Genomic DNA, 15,690 nt, shown 5'->3' with positions numbered 1-15,690 from the left:
ACTTTCCGTGGCGCCCGCGCCGACTGTGGAGGCACAACCTCGGAACCAGGAGAAGACCATGGGACGCGTACTGCTGGACATCACGATGTCGCTCGACGGATTCGTCACCGGGCCGGGAGCGGACCTCACGCACGGTCTCGGGATCGGCGGCGATCCCCTGCACGACTGGATCGCCGGCGAGCAGGCGGCCGACCGCGAGGCGTTCGAGCGCACCAGCACGAACATCGGCGCCGTGCTGATGGGACGGCGGACGTTCGACCTCATCGACGGGCCGCAGGGGTGGAGCGCCGACGGGTTCAGCGGCGAGCGGCCGGCGATCCACGTGGTGACGTCGAATCCACCGAGCCGGGTCCGGCTGGACGGCTGGTTCGAGTTCGTGCCGGACGGGATCGAGGCCGCACTCAAGCTCGCACAGGCCGCCGCGGGGGCGCGAGACGTGATGATCATGGGCGGCGGGCACCTGTGCCGCCAGTACCTGTACGCCGGGCTGGTCGACGAACTGCGGGTCCACGTCGCGCCGATCGTTCTCGGCGACGGCACCCCACTGTTCGAGCGGACCACGCTGACCCCGATCCGGCTGGTGCCACGAGACACTACGAGCACACCGAACGCGACCCACCTGACGTACGACGTACCTCATCAGGAGCAGTGATGACACAAGAGATCCTCGACCGGCGGGCTGCGGCGGTCATCGAAGCCAACAAGTACATGGCGCTCGGGACGGTCGGAGCCGACGGGCTGCCCTGGGTGACGCCGGTCTACTTCACGCCGGACGGGCACGACACGTTCTACTGGGCGTCGTCGCCGAACTCGCTGCACTCGCGCAACCTCGCCGAGCGGCCAGACGTGAGCATCGCGATGTTCGACTCGACCGTGCCGATCGGTGGCGCGTCGGCGGTGTACTTCCGGGCGCAGGCCGCTCTCGTCCCGGACGACGAGCTGGAAGCGTCCGCGACGCTCTTCTCGTCGCGCTACGCGGAGCTGCGCGCGTACACCGCCGACCAGTTGCGCGACGACCTCCGCCTGTACCGTGCCAGCGCCACCGAGCACTGGATTCTGGTCACGGGCGGCGACCCGGAGTACGGCACCGGGCTCGACTCGCGGCGACCCGTGTGGGCCGGATGACCCGCTGACACGCAATCCTTCCGGGGAGCAATGTCTGGTTGAGCGGAAGGCAGGAAGCATGAGCGACTGGTGGACCGAACGCAAGCAGAACCAGCAGCTCTCCAACCTGGAGAGCGAGATGTCGTATGCGCGCCAGGAGGCCTCCAGTCTCCGGTCCCAGTTGTCCCGGATCCAGGGCAGCCTGCAGAGCCGCGTGGAGAGCATGTCTCGTGCCTTCGACGCGTTCGTCGAGCTGTCCGATCTCCGCCACGAGACGGCCGGTTTCGTCGACGCCGCCGAACTCCGCCGCTACGCCACCCGGGTCCTCTCCGCGATGGCGTCCAGCACCGAGCTGCCGGAGGCCGGTGGGCCCGTCGCCCGGTACTGGTTGAGCCCCGCCACCCAGGCACTGATCTCCCTGCACGCCTCCACGCCGGACGAGCAGGCGATCAGTGCGGCGATGGAGCTCGACCAGCGCCGTACGTCGATCTACCTGTCGCTGGCGTTGGCGGTGCTCGGGCAGCGGCACCAGGTGCAGAACGAGTGGCTGGACGTCGCGTTCGGCGTACCGGCCGCGGACGGAACGCTGACCCGGGTGCAGCGGGTGCTGTGGACGACAGCTGCGCGTGGTGGGTTCGGGGCGGACGGTCTGGAGCTCGTGGTGAAGCGGCTGCAGTCGGCCGCGTCCCCCGATGGCGGGTGGCTGTCGCGACTCGAGAACCGCGGCAGCTCGAGCCGCTCGAGTGGGCCGCGTCTCAAGGAGACCGAACAGCAGGACGAGGCCGCGAACCGGTTGAGCCGGATCCGCAACGCTGTCGAGACGATCCTCAGCAACACCGAGGCCCGCGAGCCCGACCCCGATCTGAACTACCCGGAGACCCGTAAGACCGACAGCACCCCGGACGACGCCAAGTCGTCCCGTCGCGGTGCTAAGTCGCCCGCCGACGCCGACAACGAGCCGGCCGAGGACAGTGCCGCGGGCATGCTGCGGCTGCTGATCTCCGAAGGCAGCGAGCCGGAGCGCGAGACGCTGGCCCGGATCGCCGTACTGCGTGCACGGGTGAGCGGGGCCGCCGAGCCCGCCGCCCAGGCGCTCGACGACTCTGCCGGCACGGTCGACGCGCTGCTCACCGAGGACCTCAGTCTGTCCGCCGACCCGCACCTGTCGACCGCCGCGCTGCGCGTCGTCGGTCCGTTGGTCCTGCCCGCGGTCGAGACCGTGGCGCAGACCGCCGAGCTCCCGGGCCCGTCGGAGGTCTCCATCGAGAGCGGCACACAAACGATCACGATCCGCTCGGACGGACCCGACCAGCTCGAACTCGGCAAGGCGACGTCATCGCTCACCGCGTCCGCCGGCGTCATGACCATCGAACAGCGCGCCACTCCGATCGGACTGCTGGTGGGCGGCGCGGTCGTGGCGATCGGGCTGGGGCTGCTCCTGCACTGGTTCTGGATCGTGGTCGGCCTGGTGGTGATGGCCTTCGGCCTCAACAGCTACGTCAAGCTGCGGCGTGCCATCAACGTCGACAAGACCCGAGCCGCCGGAGAGGTAGCCAACCTCAACGAACGCTGCGCAACAGCCGCCACCGCACTCGCGAACTACCTCAACACCACCGAAGCCCGAAAAGCCGCCATCACCGACGACCTAGCCACAATCCGCCAACAACTAACCACCTGAGTCAGCGAATCCGTTCTCCAGGAATGTGACAGCCCGGCTCGGGGTGCCGAGCCGGGCTGTTGGTGTTGCGGGTCAGGACTTGCGCTTGGTGACCTCTTCGGTGGCGGTGGGGAGGACCTTGTGGAGGTCGCCGACCACGCCGAAGTCGACCAGTTCGAAGATCGGGGCCTCGGGGTCCTTGTTGACCGCGACGATCGTCTTCGAGGTCTGCATGCCGGCGCGGTGCTGGATCGCGCCGGAGATGCCGGCCGCGACGTACAGCTGCGGCGACACCGTCTTGCCGGTCTGACCGACCTGGTAGGCATGCGGGTACCAGCCCGAGTCCACCGCCGCGCGCGACGCACCGACAGCGGCACCGAGCGAGTCGGCGAACGCCTCGATCGGGCCGAAGTCACCGCCGGTACCGCGGCCACCGGACACGATGATCGCGGCCTCGGTCAGCTCCGGACGACCGGTCGCCTCCCGCGGCTTCGACTCCACGATCCGCGCCGTCTTCGCGACGTCGGAGATCGTGACGTCGAACTCCTCCACCTCAGGCGAGGTCTCGGCGGCCTCGGGAGTGGCGGCGTTCGGCTTGACCGTGATGATCGGCGTGCCGTGCGTGACCTTCGCCTGCACGGTGAAGTTGCCCGCGAACACCGACTGCGTCGTGACCGCGCCACCATCGGCAGCGACAACGTCGACGGCGTCGGTGATCAGACCCGAGTCCAGCTTGACCGCGAGCCGCGCCGCGATCTCCTTGCCCTCGGCGTTCGACGAGATCAGGATCGCCGACGGCTCGATCTTCGCCGCGACCTGCGCCAGCGCCTCGGCCTTCGGCGCCACCAGGAACTGCGAGAGCTCCGGGTTCGACAACGCGATCACCTTCGTCGCGCCGTACTGCCCCAGAGCCGGCAGCGCATCCGAGACACCCTCACCGACGAACACAGCGACCGGCTCGCCGAGACGGCGGGCGATCGTGAGGAGCTCGGCGGTCGTCTTGCGGACCGCGCCCGCGGTGTGGTCAACGAGAACCAGAACGTTCGACATAACTAGACCCGCACCCCTCAGAGGAACTTGTTCGTGGACAGGAACTCGACCAGGCCGGCGGCGCCGCTACCGTCCTCGTCGGTGACGATCGTGCCGGCGGTTCGCGCCGGACGGGCGGTCACCTCGACCACCTCGGTCCACGCCGACGAGCCGCCCACCTGCTCCGGGGTCAGCTCGAGGTCGGCCAGCGACCAGGTCTCGACCGGCTTCTTCTTCGCGGCCATGATCCCCTTGAACGACGGGTACCGCGGCTCGTTCGCCTGGTCCGACACCGACAGCACCAACGGCAGGGTGCCCTCGATGGTCTCGCTCGCGGTGTCACCGTCACGGCGGATCCGTACGGTCTGCCCGTCGACGGTCACCTCTGAGCCCAGCGTCACCGCCGGCAGGCCGAGCCGCTCCGACACCATCGCCGGAACGACGCCCATGCCGCCGTCGGTCGAACCCATGCCGAACACGACCAGGTCCGCTTCCAGCTTGCCCAGCGCCTTGGACAGGATCAGCGAGGTGGCAACCGCGTCCGAACCGTGGATCGCGTCGTCGAGAACGTGGACACCGGCGTCGGCGCCCATCTGCAGACTCTTCTTCACCGCGTCCGCAGCCTGCTCCGGGCCGACCGTGAGAACGGTCACCTCGGCGTCCCCGGCCTCCTTGACGGTGAGGGCGGTCTCGACGGCATACTCGTCCAGCTCGGACAGCAGCCCGTCGACACCCGCACGGTCCACCGTGTTGTCCTCCGAGCGGAAGCGGCGGTCCGCGGTGGCATCCGGCACGAACTTCGCGCAGACGACGATCTTCATAGCGTGTGGGACCCCTTCTGGTTAACGGTCTCTGCCAAGCCTGCCACGGATGTTACTCGCGAGAAACATAACTGCGGTGCGAGTCCGATCACAGTCTCGTGGACGACTAGGCTGAGTCAGTGAGCGAGACGTTACCGCTGACCGGCGAGAGGACTGCGCCCGGGATCTGGCACGAGAACTATTGGTTCGCGCGCCATGACGCCGCCTATCGCTGGATCACGGCCCAACTGCCGATCGGGACCGGCCGGGTCCTCGACGCCGGCTGCGGCGAGGGGTACGGCGCGGAACTGCTCCGACTCGCCGGGGCGAACCAGGTGACCGGTCTCGACTATGAAGATACGACGTTGCGGCACGTCCGCCGCGTTTATCCACAGGTCAAGGTCGCGCGCGGCAATCTCGTGCAGACGCCCTTTGCGGACAACGCTTTCGAGACCGTGACCTCACTGCAGACGATCGAGCATCTCTGGGAGCAGCCGCGGTTCGTCGCCGAGTGCGCGCGCATTCTCGCGCCCGGCGGGACCTTGGTCCTCAGTACGCCGAACCGCCTGACCTTCCCGAGCGGGAACTGGTACCACACGCGCGAACTCACCGCCGCCGAGTTCATCGAACTCCTCGAGCCGCACTTCGAGATCAGGCAGGCGCTCGGACTCCACCACGGCGACCGGCTGACGTCCTGGGAGACGCAGTACGGATCCTGTGTCGACGCGCAGCTCGCCGCCGAGCACGACCAGTGGGACGACAACCTGGCCGGGCTCGTGCACAGTACGACGTACGCCGACTTCGAGATCCGCCCAGGAGACCTGGACGAATCTCTCGATCTGATCCTGGTAGCTACGGGCGGATGATTTTTTCGAGGATCTTGCCGGCGATCAAGTAGACGAGGGCCGCGATCCCCCAGTTGACGAGCAGGGTGTTCTTCGCGGTCTCCAGCCGGAACAGGTCCTTGAACGGGCCGACCAGGTCGTGACCGCGCTCCAGGATCCAGCGCACGATCTCGTTGCTCTGGTTGGTCTGGTCGAGCGCGGTGAACAGCGCACCGAGCGCGAGGACCGCGGCCGCGAGCACCGCGACCAGCCAGATCAGCGACGCGATCAGATTGCGCAACTTCCGGACACCGGAGCCGACCGAGGTCAGCGCCTGCTTGCCCATCCCGGATCCCGAGCCACTCTTCGCGGCCGCCGGTTTGTTGCCTGAGGCACCGGTCGGCTTCGCGGCAGGCTTGCCCGCCGCGGCACCCGCACCAGTAGCCGCGGCAGCCGGCGCCTTGTCGGCGGCACTCGTCCCGACATCCTTCGAAGCATCGTCCGCTCGAGCGGGCGCGGCATCCTCCGAGGCGGCCGCGTCCGCTGCCGGGGCCTCGGCCGCCGCCTTCTCCCGGGCCCGCTGCTCCGCCACGATCTCCGCCGCGGTCTTCGGCCGGGCAGTCTTCGTCGCGGTCGCCGTACCCGAACCGCCCGCGCCGGTCTCGGTGGCAGTACTGGTCTCTACCTTGTCGGCTTCGGCAGCCGTCGCTTTCTCGTCCTTCGTACCCACGTCGTCCATCTCCTCAGCCGGGGTCCGTTCCTCGTCCGTGGCCACTGCGGTCGCTTCGGTCGCTTCGGCCGGCGGTCTCCTACGCCGGCTGACCGGGACCGGGCGTGGCGACAACCGGCGGCGCGCGCCCGCCACCGGCGCCGCTGCCGTGCTGTCGACCACTCTGCCGTCCACTGCCTGTGCTTCCGGGTTCACGCTGCTGTTCACGCCCATGTCTGACTCGCTCGTTTCAAGCACTGGTTCCAACGTAGCGCTGCGGGCTACCACTGGCTCGGCCACGATCGGCACCGGGTCGACCGCGCGGGTCCTCGCCTGCGTGATCGAGTTGTCGGCCGCGGCCTGGTCGAGCAGCGACGGTGCAGCCTGATCGGCCGGACCAATCGCAGCCTGGTCAGCCACGCTACTTCTCCTCTCCGATGCTCATCCGGTCGTGGGCGTCCGACCGGATGTGGGGGCCATAGTGCCCGACTGGTGAGTAACTTGAGAACCCCTCAGGCTCTCTTTTTCACCATCTGCTTCTACCTCATCACCACCCGCATCCCCCGGCGCCACGCGCTGGGACGGCGCGACGGGAGTCTCACCGGACTTGAGCAGGCCGGCGGTGCGGGTGTTCGCCGCGGCCAGTCCGGCCAGGTACTTACGGCGCTCGGCATTGGCGGCGTACCGGGCGGTGCGGTCGCCGATGACCTTGGCCGGAACGCCGCCGGCGATCGCGTACGCCGGGATGTTGCCGCGGGCAACGCTGTTGGCGCCGATCACTACGCCGCGGCCGATGTCGGCGCCCCGGGTGATCGTGACTTTCGTGGCCAGCCAGCAGTCCGGGCCGATCCGGACCGGCGACTTCACCAGGCCCTGGTCCTTGATCGGCAGGTCGAGGTCCTCGGTCTTGTGGTCGAAGTCGCAGATGTAGGTCCAGTCCGCGATCAGCGTCGACGCGCCGATCTCCACGTCCAGGTAGCAGTTCACCGTGACGTCGCGGGCGAACACCACCTTGTCGCCGATCCGCAGCGTCCCCTCGTGCGCGCGCAGCCGGGTCTCGTCACCGAGATGCACCCATTTGCCGAGCACGATCCGCCCGTGACCGGGCCGCGCCACGATCTCCAGGTGCTTGCCGAGGAACACGAAACCCTCGGTGATCACGTGCGGGTGGCGCAGCTTGAACCAGGCGAACCGCCAGTAGCGCTTCAGGTAGTACGGCGTCCACGCCCGATGGCGCACCACCCAGCCCAGATTCGCCGCGGTGAGTAACCGCATCAACACACCCTACTGCTTGTCTGCGATCCCCGTGATCGAGACGTTGTAGTACAGCTCGTCCGGTACGACGGCCGACAGCGCCTTGTCCACCTTGGACAGCTGCAGCCACGACTTGTACGCGAACATCCGCCACCCGAACCCGAGCTTCTGCTCCGGTACGGCGGCCTCGAACGTGCGGATCGGCCACCCGACCCATGCCGCCAGCAGCTCCTCCGTCACGGTGCGAACGTCCGTAGCACCGGCACGCGAGGCCATCCGGGCCAGTGTGTCCGGGTCGAACGTGTGCAGGTCCACGACCGCTTCCAGCGCAGCAGCCCGGGAGGACTCGTCGAGCTCCTCCTGCGGCCGCCGCCAGTGCGCGAGCGCAGGCAGCTTGGTCACGTTGGTGGTCGCCCACCAGGTGAACCGGGACAGTCGCCGGGCCACGAAGTCGCCGTACCGCGTGGGCTCGCCGCAGATCACGAAGCGTCCGCCCGGCTTGAGGACCCGGATCATCTCGCGGAACGCCAGCTCGACGTCCGGGATGTGGTGGATGACCGCGTGCCCGATGACGAGGTCGAACGTGTTGTCGTCGTACGGCAGCTTCTCGGCGTCGGCGACCTTGCCCTCGATCGCGAAGCCGAGGGTCTTCGCGTTCTTCTTCGCGGCTTCGACCATGCCCGGCGAGAGGTCGGTGACGTGCGCCTCGTCGAGAACGCCTGCCAGCTTGAGGTTCAGCGTGAAGAAGCCCGTGCCGGCGCCGATCTCGAGCGTCTTGCCGTACGGCCAGCCACGGGTTCCGGCGACCGCGACGAAGCGGTCCCGGGCGTAGTCGACGCAGCGTTCGTCGTACGAGATCGACCACTTCTCGTCGTACGTCGACGCTTCCCAGTCGTGGTACAGCACCTGGGCGAGCTTGTTGTCGTTCCACGCCGCCTCGATGTCTTCAGCGGAGGCAGCGGGCTTGGAGGTTGCAGACATCAGATTCCCTTGAATTCAGCCTTGCCGGGTCCGTTCTCGACGAACGATTTCATCCCGATCGCGCGGTCCTCGGTGGCGAACAGCGCCGCGAACTGCTGACGCTCGATCTCCAGCCCGGTGGTCAGGTCGACGCCCAGCCCGGAGTCGATCGACTCCTTGGCCGCACGCAGCGCCATCGCCGCGCCGCGGGAGAACTGGGACGCCCAGGCAACGGCCGCGACGTACACGTCGGCGGCCGGGACCACCTTGTCGACCAGGCCGATCTGCAGTGACTCGGCAGCATCCACGAAGCGGCCGGTGTAGATCAGGTCCTTGGCCTTCGACGGGCCGACCAGGCGGGACAGCCGCTGCGTACCGCCGGCGCCCGGGATGATGCCGAGCAGGATCTCCGGCTGGCCGAGCTTGGCGTCCTCGGCGGCGATCCGGTAGTCGGCGCAGAGCGCGAGCTCGCAGCCGCCACCGAGCGCGTACCCGGTGATCGCGGCAACGGTCGGCTTCGGGATCGCGGCGACCGCGGTGAGCGAGGACTGCAGCGGACCGGAGCGCTTGGCCATGTCGGCGTACGACATGTCCGCCATCTCCTTGATGTCCGCGCCGGCCGCGAACACCCGCTCGCCGCCGTAGATGACCACGGCGCGTACGTCGTCGTTGGCCGTGGCCTCGACCGCCGCGGCCCGGATCTCCTCCTGGACCTGGACGTTCAGCGCGTTCATCTTCGGCCGATCCAGCCGGATCGTGCCAACACCTTCACTCACGGTGAGGTTGACGAACTCGCCCATAGCGTCCACTCCTTACGGTTCCCGGGGCTTACCGGTCGGTCACATCCCCGGGAACCGTACCTGACAGGAGGAGGACCTTAAACATCCACCGCCTGGCCGGAGGCCGCCGAGCGGCGGGCTGCGTCGACGATCTTCAGCGTGCGGAGGCCGACCGCGCCGTCCGGCTGCGGTACGACGGCCGGCGCCTGGCCAGGCTGTGCCGGGCCGGAGGTACGGACGGCGTCCAGGAACGTGTCGAGCAACGACGCGTCCAGGTTGCCGCCGATCGCGAGGAAGACCTCGCCCGCGGCGTCCGTGCCGCCGACGTGCGCGACGAACGGCTCGATCTCCACGGACCCGTTGGTGCCGGTCACCTGCAGCGACACGCCACCCCAGGTCGCACCGTTGTCCGGAACGCTCCACGAGCAGTCGATGGTTGCCAGCAGCCCGTTGTCGTAGTTGATCGTCACCAAACCGCCCGTCTCCACCTCCACACCCTTGTCCTGGTGCAGGATCCGGTTCGCAGCGGCGTACACGCGGGTCGCGGTCGCACCGCCGGTCAGGCCGTCGATCAGGTCCGCGCAGTGCACGGTGTGGTCGACCAGCGCTCCCCCACCGGCGAGTTTCGCGTCGGTGAACCACTGGCGGGCGGCGTACGGGATCTTCCCGTTGTTGGTGCCGAGAATCGCGAACACGTCACCGAGCCGGCCGGCCTCGACGTTCGCCCGCAGTTGCGCGTACGCCGGCGCGAACCGGACCGGGTAGGCGATCATCAGGATCGTCCCGGCCGCCTCGCACGCCGCGAGCATGGCCTCGCCGTCCGCGACCTCGGTCGCCAGCGGCTTCTCGCACAGGACATGCGCACCGACAGCGGCAGCGCGCTCGACCAGTTCGCGGTGGCCCGAGTTCTCGGACGTCACCACGACCGCGTCGGGTCCCCACGCGAACAGTTCGTCGTACGAGTCGACGTACGGGATGCCGAACTGCGCGGCGAACTCGGCACCGCGCGGGCCGGGATCCGGCGCCCCGGCGCCATCGGGGTCGGCGGACAGTACGTCGATGTCGGGCAGCGACGCGAGCAGGTGCGCGTACGAACCCGCGTGGACGTGTGCGAACGAAGCGATCGCAACCTTCAGGCTCATGCCACTGCTCCCGTCGAGACGAAGGTCTTCATGTCGATCGGCTGACCGGACTCCATCGACGCACGCGCCGCCTCGGCCAGGTAGACCGCGGTCGCACCGTCCGACGCGAGAACGCGCGGCTCCGGTCCACCGCGCAGGCCGATCGCGAACTCCCGCAGCTGGGTCAGGTACGGGCTCTCGCCCAGCGCTGACTCGGGAATCAGCAGGTCGCCGACGGCAGCGCCGTTCTGGAGCTCTTCCTTGTAGCCCGTGTCGCCGTCGGACTTGAACTTCAGTACCCCGCTCGCACCCGCGACCGAGAAGCCGGTCTGGAACGTCGTACCGGTCGCTCCCCAGGTCGCGCGGCAGTGGCTGATCGCACCGGACTCGTGCGTCAGCGTCACGTGCGCAGCCACGTTGACGGGGCTGACGCCGTCCACGGTCGGCGGGTTCTGTACGGCGTACACCGTGGTGACCTCGCCGCACAGCCAGCGCGCCTGGTCGAGGTCGTGCACCATCAGGTCCATGATCACGCCACCGGACCGGGCCACGTCGCGGTACCAGCCCGCACCGGCCGGCGAGGACGCCTGACGGTAGAACCGCGCCACCGCGACCTCACCGATCCGCCCGGCCTGGATCGCGTCGTACGCCGCCTTGTACGCCGGGAACCACCGCACCACGTGCGCCGGGTACAGCCGGACGCCGGCCGCCGCTGCCGCGTCGATCACCTCGTGCGAGTCGGCCGCCGTGAGCGTCAGCGGCTTCTCGCAGATGACGTTCTTGCCCGCCTTGATCGCGGCCAGCGTGATCTCCTTGTGCGTCGCCGACGGCGTGACGATGTCGACGAACTCGACCGCGGCCAGGATCTCGTCCAGCGACGCCACGACCTCCAGCCCGTACTTCTGCGCCAGTTCCTTCGCGCCGTCGAGTGAATAGACCAGGACCCGGGCGCCGACGGCCTTCCAGGACTCGGCGTGGATGCGCGAGATGTTGCCCGCGCCGATCAGACCGACGGTCAGACCGGCCAACTCTTCCGACATGTGTTCCCCTGGGGGTGGGTAAATTAGTAACGGTCCTTGCGTATCACTGCGCACAGGCGTTCGCAACTACCGTCTCACGAACACAACCACCTCATTGTCGTGAACTCACGCCGTACTGTGCAGAATGACCCGGTGAAAGAAGCGACGGCCGCCCCGAGCGCTCCAGCCCAGTCTCCCGCGACCGGTCCGCATCCAGGGGCAGTGGTCCAGACCGGTGGGACCACTTTCACGCTCTGGGCTCCGGCCGCAGAGCGGGTCGAACTCGCACTGATCGCCGACGACGGCAGCCAGCGGAACCTGGACCTCACGCACACCGGTGAGTTCTGGACGGGGTTCGTCGCGGGCGTCGGTGCCGGCCAGCGGTACGGGTACCGCGTGCACGGTCCGTTCGACCCGTCGCACGGTCTGCGCTTCAACCCGTCGAAGCTGCTGCTCGACCCGTACGCGCGGGCCGTCGACGGCTCACTGGACTTCGACAGCCCGCTCGTCTACGACTCCTCCGACGGCGACTCGGCCGGGCATGTCCCGGTCGGCGTGGTGGTTGCCGACTCCACGCCGCCGCCACCGATCAGCGAGCCGGTGCACTGGGGCGAGACGGTCATCTACGAGCTGCACACGAAGGGATTCACGAAGCAGCATCCCGACGTACCCGAGCACCAGCGCGGCACGTACGCCGGTCTCGCGCATCCGTCGGTGATCAAGTATCTGACGGAGCTCGGCGTGACGTCGGTCGAACTGTTGCCGATCCACCACTTCCTCACCGAGCCGGCGATCGCGGCGCGCGGCCTGCCGAACTACTGGGGCTACAACACGCTCGGTTTCTTCGCACCGCACGCGCCGTACTCGTCGTCCGGTTCGCGCGGTGAGCAGGTGGCCGAGTTCAAGGCGATGGTCGCCGCGTTCCATGCCGCGGGCATCGAAGTGATCCTCGACGTCGTCTACAACCACACCGCCGAGGGCGGCTTCGACGGACCGACGCTGAGCTTCCGCGGGATCGACAACCGCGCGTACTACCGCCTGACCGACGGGGCCGCGATGTACGACGTGACCGGCACCGGCAACTCGGTCGACACCTCGCACCCGCACGTCCGGCAACTGCTGATGGACTCCCTGCGGTACTGGGTCGAGGAGATGGGCGTCGACGGGTTCCGGTTCGACCTCGCCGTCACGCTGGTGCGCAACGAGCGGCACGAGGTCGACATCCCCGACCACCCGTTCCTGGCCGAGGTCGCGGCCGACCCGGTGCTCGGCCGGGTGAAGCTGATCGCCGAGCCGTGGGACGTCGGCCCGTTCGGCTACCAGGTGGGCAACTTCGGGCCACCGTGGTCGGAGTGGAACGGCAAGTTCCGCGACAGCGTCCGCGATGTGTGGCGCAACACCTCTGACGGTGTGAAGGACCTCGCCTATCGGCTCTCCGGGTCCAGCGACCTGTACGGCGACGACGGCCGCTACCCGTACGCGTCGATCAACTTCCTCACCGCGCACGACGGGTTCACGCTGCGGGACCTGGTCAGCTACAACCACAAGCACAACGAGGCGAACCACGAGGACAACCGGGACGGGACCGACGACAACCGGTCCTGGAACTGCGGCGTCGAGGGCGAGACCGACGACGCCGGCGTGATCGCCTTGCGCAAGCAGCAGATGGCGAACCTGATGTCGACGCTGATCCTGTCCACCGGCGTGCCGATGATCACCGCCGGCGATGAATGCGGGCGGACGCAGGACGGCAACAACAACGCGTACTGCCAGGACAGCGAGATCTCCTGGTTCGACTGGTCACTGCCGAGCACCTGGTCCGATCACCTCGAGCTGACCAAGAAGCTGCTGGCCCTCCGCGCCGCACACCCCGCGCTGCGGCAGTGGCACTACTTCTCCGGGCAGCCTGTGGTGTCCGGTGGCCGCAAGGATCTGTCGTGGATCGCTCCGCACGGTGGGGAGATGACCGACGCGGACTGGTTCGACGGGAACCTGCGGACGATCGGCATGTTCCTGCGCGGCGACGCGTTGCGGGCCACCGACGCGGAGGGCAACGCCCTGACCGACAGCTCGTTCCTGCTCGCTTTGAATGCGACCGCGGAAACCAGACGGGTCGTCGTGCCGGATGCGTCGTGGGCGCCGGCGTACGAGGTGGTGCTGGACACCAGCAACAGCATGGTGACCGAGGTGGAGGCCGGTGCGACGGTGCCGCTCGGTCCACGCTGTTTGGTGCTGCTGCGCGCTCTCTGAGGTCGTTAACCTTCCACCTGTACATTCGGCGGTCACCTTCTGTTCATGTCTGGGGGGACCGATGTTTTTGCTGCGCCGAGGGGACCGTGAACGGACCACGCCGATCGGGGCGATGCATCGCGCGATCATGCGCTGGGGCGAGGCCGAGCGAACCAGCTCGCGGCTGGCGATCCAGCGCTGGGTGGACGGCGTGGCGTACGTCGACGTACAGGCGCGGACGTATGCGGAGTACTGGACGCAGCAGAACTCTTTGACACTGTCGGCCGAGGGACCGCTCTGGGTGGTGCTCGGCGACTCAACCGCGCAAGGGCTGGGCGCTTCGTCGCCGCTGCACGGGTACGTCGGCCAGGTGCTGAATGCCCTGCGCCGTAAGGGAACGCCGTGGCGAGTGCTGAACCTGTCGCAGTCCGGTGCGCAGACGCGGCACGTACTTGAGGATCAGCTCCCGTTGCTGGACGGCCTGACACCCGCACTGGTCACCTGTGGCATCGGTACCAACGACGTCCTCGCGACGCCACCAAAGCGTTTCCGCGACCACCTCCGCCAGGTGATCGATCAGCTCCCCTCCTCATCCGTCGTGATGGACCTGACCGTCCCAGACCGCTTCTGGCGGATCGGTGGAGCCGTCAGCCCCTATGTCTCCGGAATCAACCAGCTGATCAGCAACACAGCCACCTCCCGCGGCCTCCCGGTTGCCGAGGTGTCCCGCTACGCCCGCCCACCCTGGCGCGGCATGCTCGCCCCAGACGCCTTCCACCCCAACAACCTCGGCTACCGCCGGCACGCCGACGCCCTACTCGCCGCGATCCCTGAGGAGCTTTTGTAGGCGGTCCAGCGTCTTGCTGCTCTCCTGTCGCACTCTGATCGGGATGATCGCGGCGCGGCCCGGAACGCGAATGCCGCCGGTCAGGGCCACTCGCGTGCCACCACCTGGCTCGGCGGCGACTGCCATGCCGATGATCAGGAAGCGGCTCTGCAACCAGCACCACCCTGGGCGGAGCTGACCTACCAGCCGCGCGCGTTGTCCTCTGGCGCCTTTCGCCCGTACGACGACGCGGTCGCCGTCGCGCTCCTCAAGAGTCGCCGAGACGAGGTCCGCCTGGATGGTGGCGAACACGTCGAGGTCCGCGAGCATCGCCTGCACCCGATCGGGTTCTTGTGGCAGCACGCGTTCGGTGACGGCTGCGCCCGGCACGCCCGCCGCGAGCGCCCGGAACCGCTCGACGTCCGTCAGTTCAGCCTGTGGCCAGTTCATGAGCTCCATGCCTTCCGAAAGCTTGCCCGCGCCCGGTGCAGCCGCGACTTCGCCGTACCCGATGGGACATCGAGTACGGCGGCCGCTGCCTGTTCGTCCATTCCTTCGAGATCCCGCAGTACCAGGACGGCCCGATGCTCGGGCGACAGCCTCCTGAGGACGTCCTGTACGTCGATCGCGAGCTGCGGATCGTCCGCGGCCGGCAGGTCCGTGAGCTCGGCGGGCCGTTGCCGCTGCCCGCGGCGCGCGACCCGAACCGCCTCGCGGACGGCGATCGCCCGCGCCCAGCCGAACAGCGCCGCCGGCTCCTGCAGGCCGTGCAGCCCGCGGAAGATCGCGATGAGTGCTTCCTGCGCCGCATCGGGTCCGTCGTTCAGCGCGATCGGCCCGCAGATCTTCCCGACGTACGGCGTCAACGCGTCGAGCACCCCGTTCATCGCGACCGTGTCGCCACGTTGCGCCGCGCGAACCAGATGTTCCTCGATCATCTGGAGAATTCTGGCACCAGCGGCCGGCGTGCTCGGAGGAGCTTCAGATCAGCTACGCACAGCGCGACACAGAGCGGGGTGTAGAGGAACAGGTTGAGCCAGTAGAACGCCGTACTCGTGTCAACCGCGCCCGTGATCCAGACCAGCCCAACAGCCGCCCGAGCGGCCAGCCCGGCCACCAGCCCGACAACCACGAGCCTGCTGAGCCTCCACCTCGCGGTGGTGAGGATGGCGCCTGCTAGCAGGAGGTGCAGTGCGGCCAGTGGCAGCACGACTCCGGGACTGAAGCTGACCTCCGCATTGAGGACAGTCAGCGAGAGGCTGCGCTCATCACTTGCGGGCCAAGTGGCGCCTGTCGCCCAGTAGGCATGCACTGCCGCAAGCAGGATGTGTGCGCTCGCGGAGAGCTTTCGAGAATCCATCTCGACTCCTTCTCAGATG

The 15,690-nt window shown here is 68.3% G+C and carries 17 protein-coding genes; 6 read left to right on the top strand and 11 right to left on the bottom strand.

All coding sequences use genetic code 11. The annotated features are described in order from the left end of the window. Nucleotides 1–58 precede the first annotated feature (58 nt). Genes EV649_RS32695 through EV649_RS32685 form a run of 3 tightly spaced genes read left to right on the top strand, consistent with a single transcriptional unit; the run spans nt 59 to nt 2,782 of the window. The gene (locus tag EV649_RS32695; RefSeq protein ID WP_130387512.1) at nt 59–652 is read left to right on the top strand and encodes a dihydrofolate reductase family protein; all 594 of its coding nucleotides are present in this window, start codon (nt 59–61) and stop codon (nt 650–652) included. Then, the gene (locus tag EV649_RS32690) at nt 652–1,125 is read left to right on the top strand and encodes a pyridoxamine 5'-phosphate oxidase family protein (protein WP_130387511.1); all 474 of its coding nucleotides are present in this window, start codon (nt 652–654) and stop codon (nt 1,123–1,125) included. Before EV649_RS32695 ends, EV649_RS32690 begins: the two co-directional genes overlap by 1 nt. Nucleotides 1,126–1,183: 58 nt before the next feature. Next, nucleotides 1,184–2,782, top strand: coding sequence for a hypothetical protein (locus tag EV649_RS32685; protein WP_130387510.1), 1,599 nt, complete (start codon nt 1,184–1,186; stop codon nt 2,780–2,782). 72 nt (nt 2,783–2,854) lie between these two features. On the opposite strand, the gene EV649_RS32680 is transcribed toward EV649_RS32685, so the two are convergent. Together EV649_RS32680 and EV649_RS32675 are read right to left on the bottom strand one after the other, a co-directional pair. Continuing rightward, entirely contained in the window at nt 2,855–3,811 is a 957-nt protein-coding gene (locus EV649_RS32680) for an electron transfer flavoprotein subunit alpha/FixB family protein (protein ID WP_130387509.1), read from the bottom strand. 17 nt (nt 3,812–3,828) lie between these two features. Then, nucleotides 3,829–4,611 (bottom strand): electron transfer flavoprotein subunit beta/FixA family protein, encoded by a 783-nt coding sequence (locus EV649_RS32675; RefSeq protein WP_130387508.1) that lies wholly within the window; start codon nt 4,609–4,611, stop codon nt 3,829–3,831. A gap of 119 nt (nt 4,612–4,730) precedes the next feature. Between EV649_RS32675 and EV649_RS32670 the strand changes: the two genes are divergently transcribed. Further along, complete coding sequence (locus tag EV649_RS32670; RefSeq protein WP_130387507.1) at nt 4,731–5,456, top strand: class I SAM-dependent methyltransferase; 726 nt, start codon at nt 4,731–4,733, stop codon at nt 5,454–5,456. Here EV649_RS32670 and EV649_RS32665 read toward each other — a convergent pair. The 6 genes from EV649_RS32665 to EV649_RS32640 form a co-directional block, all read right to left on the bottom strand. Further along, nucleotides 5,443–6,543 carry a hypothetical protein gene (locus tag EV649_RS32665; protein ID WP_130387506.1) on the bottom strand — a complete coding sequence of 367 codons (1,101 nt, stop codon included), beginning with the start codon at nt 6,541–6,543 and terminating at the stop codon, nt 5,443–5,445. The two genes, EV649_RS32670 and EV649_RS32665, sit on opposite strands and share 14 nt — an antisense overlap. A gap of 21 nt (nt 6,544–6,564) precedes the next feature. Then, nucleotides 6,565–7,398, bottom strand: coding sequence for an acyltransferase (locus tag EV649_RS32660; RefSeq protein ID WP_130387505.1), 834 nt, complete (start codon nt 7,396–7,398; stop codon nt 6,565–6,567). 9 nt (nt 7,399–7,407) lie between these two features. Continuing rightward, the gene (locus tag EV649_RS32655; protein WP_130387504.1) at nt 7,408–8,358 is read right to left on the bottom strand and encodes a class I SAM-dependent methyltransferase; all 951 of its coding nucleotides are present in this window, start codon (nt 8,356–8,358) and stop codon (nt 7,408–7,410) included. Further along, a complete protein-coding gene (locus EV649_RS32650) occupies nt 8,358–9,137 on the bottom strand; it encodes an enoyl-CoA hydratase-related protein (RefSeq protein ID WP_130387503.1) in 780 nt (259 codons plus the stop codon). Before EV649_RS32650 ends, EV649_RS32655 begins: the two co-directional genes overlap by 1 nt. Before the next feature lie 77 nt (nt 9,138–9,214). After that, on the bottom strand, nt 9,215–10,258 hold the full coding sequence (locus EV649_RS32645; protein WP_130387502.1) for a Gfo/Idh/MocA family oxidoreductase: 1,044 nt from the start codon (nt 10,256–10,258) through the stop codon (nt 9,215–9,217). Next, nucleotides 10,255–11,277: a Gfo/Idh/MocA family oxidoreductase gene (locus EV649_RS32640; protein ID WP_130387501.1), complete on the bottom strand. Its 1,023-nt coding sequence runs from the start codon at nt 11,275–11,277 to the stop codon at nt 10,255–10,257. The genes EV649_RS32645 and EV649_RS32640 overlap by 4 nt, the downstream gene beginning before the upstream one ends. Nucleotides 11,278–11,478: 201 nt before the next feature. On the opposite strand from EV649_RS32640, the gene glgX reads away from it, so the two are divergent. Both glgX and EV649_RS32630 read left to right on the top strand, forming a co-directional pair. Next, entirely contained in the window at nt 11,479–13,506 is a 2,028-nt protein-coding gene (glgX, locus tag EV649_RS32635) for a glycogen debranching protein GlgX (protein ID WP_241999024.1), read from the top strand. Nucleotides 13,507–13,567: 61 nt separating this feature from the next. Continuing rightward, a complete protein-coding gene (locus EV649_RS32630) occupies nt 13,568–14,332 on the top strand; it encodes an SGNH/GDSL hydrolase family protein (RefSeq protein ID WP_130387499.1) in 765 nt (254 codons plus the stop codon). Here the strand turns inward: EV649_RS32630 and EV649_RS32625 are convergent. The 3 genes from EV649_RS32625 to EV649_RS32615 are packed head-to-tail and all read right to left on the bottom strand — an operon-like array spanning nt 14,300 to nt 15,671. Beyond that, nucleotides 14,300–14,761: a hypothetical protein gene (locus EV649_RS32625; RefSeq protein WP_198682820.1), complete on the bottom strand. Its 462-nt coding sequence runs from the start codon at nt 14,759–14,761 to the stop codon at nt 14,300–14,302. The two genes, EV649_RS32630 and EV649_RS32625, sit on opposite strands and share 33 nt — an antisense overlap. Beyond that, complete coding sequence (locus EV649_RS32620; RefSeq protein WP_130387498.1) at nt 14,758–15,249, bottom strand: sigma-70 family RNA polymerase sigma factor; 492 nt, start codon at nt 15,247–15,249, stop codon at nt 14,758–14,760. Before EV649_RS32620 ends, EV649_RS32625 begins: the two co-directional genes overlap by 4 nt. Beyond that, nucleotides 15,246–15,671 carry a DUF3995 domain-containing protein gene (locus tag EV649_RS32615; protein WP_130387497.1) on the bottom strand — a complete coding sequence of 142 codons (426 nt, stop codon included), beginning with the start codon at nt 15,669–15,671 and terminating at the stop codon, nt 15,246–15,248. The genes EV649_RS32620 and EV649_RS32615 overlap by 4 nt, the downstream gene beginning before the upstream one ends. Between the last annotated feature and the right edge of the window lie 19 nt (nt 15,672–15,690).

The sequence above is a fragment of the Kribbella sp. VKM Ac-2569 genome (genome assembly GCF_004216905.1).
Taxonomy (GTDB): domain Bacteria; phylum Actinomycetota; class Actinomycetes; order Propionibacteriales; family Kribbellaceae; genus Kribbella.
Note: the sequence above shows the minus strand (reverse complement) of the source record. Positions and strands in the feature narration are given on the sequence as shown.

Excerpts from the sequence above, each read along its gene's own strand:
- EV649_RS32630 (WP_130387499.1), top strand. The coding sequence starts at position 13,568 with ATGTTTTTGCTGCGCCGAGGGGACCGTGAACGGACCACGCCGATCGGG.
- EV649_RS32685 (WP_130387510.1), top strand. The coding sequence starts at position 1,184 with ATGAGCGACTGGTGGACCGAACGCAAGCAGAACCAGCAGCTCTCCAAC.
- EV649_RS32675 (WP_130387508.1), bottom strand. The coding sequence starts at position 4,611 with ATGAAGATCGTCGTCTGCGCGAAGTTCGTGCCGGATGCCACCGCGGAC.
- EV649_RS32640 (WP_130387501.1), bottom strand. The coding sequence starts at position 11,277 with ATGTCGGAAGAGTTGGCCGGTCTGACCGTCGGTCTGATCGGCGCGGGC.
- EV649_RS32620 (WP_130387498.1), bottom strand. The coding sequence starts at position 15,249 with ATGATCGAGGAACATCTGGTTCGCGCGGCGCAACGTGGCGACACGGTC.
- EV649_RS32680 (WP_130387509.1), bottom strand. The coding sequence starts at position 3,811 with ATGTCGAACGTTCTGGTTCTCGTTGACCACACCGCGGGCGCGGTCCGC.
- EV649_RS32615 (WP_130387497.1), bottom strand. The coding sequence starts at position 15,671 with ATGGATTCTCGAAAGCTCTCCGCGAGCGCACACATCCTGCTTGCGGCA.
- EV649_RS32625 (WP_198682820.1), bottom strand. The coding sequence starts at position 14,761 with ATGAACTGGCCACAGGCTGAACTGACGGACGTCGAGCGGTTCCGGGCG.
- EV649_RS32650 (WP_130387503.1), bottom strand. The coding sequence starts at position 9,137 with ATGGGCGAGTTCGTCAACCTCACCGTGAGTGAAGGTGTTGGCACGATC.
- EV649_RS32645 (WP_130387502.1), bottom strand. The coding sequence starts at position 10,258 with ATGAGCCTGAAGGTTGCGATCGCTTCGTTCGCACACGTCCACGCGGGT.
- EV649_RS32695 (WP_130387512.1), top strand. The coding sequence starts at position 59 with ATGGGACGCGTACTGCTGGACATCACGATGTCGCTCGACGGATTCGTC.
- EV649_RS32655 (WP_130387504.1), bottom strand. The coding sequence starts at position 8,358 with ATGTCTGCAACCTCCAAGCCCGCTGCCTCCGCTGAAGACATCGAGGCG.
- EV649_RS32660 (WP_130387505.1), bottom strand. The coding sequence starts at position 7,398 with ATGCGGTTACTCACCGCGGCGAATCTGGGCTGGGTGGTGCGCCATCGG.
- EV649_RS32690 (WP_130387511.1), top strand. The coding sequence starts at position 652 with ATGACACAAGAGATCCTCGACCGGCGGGCTGCGGCGGTCATCGAAGCC.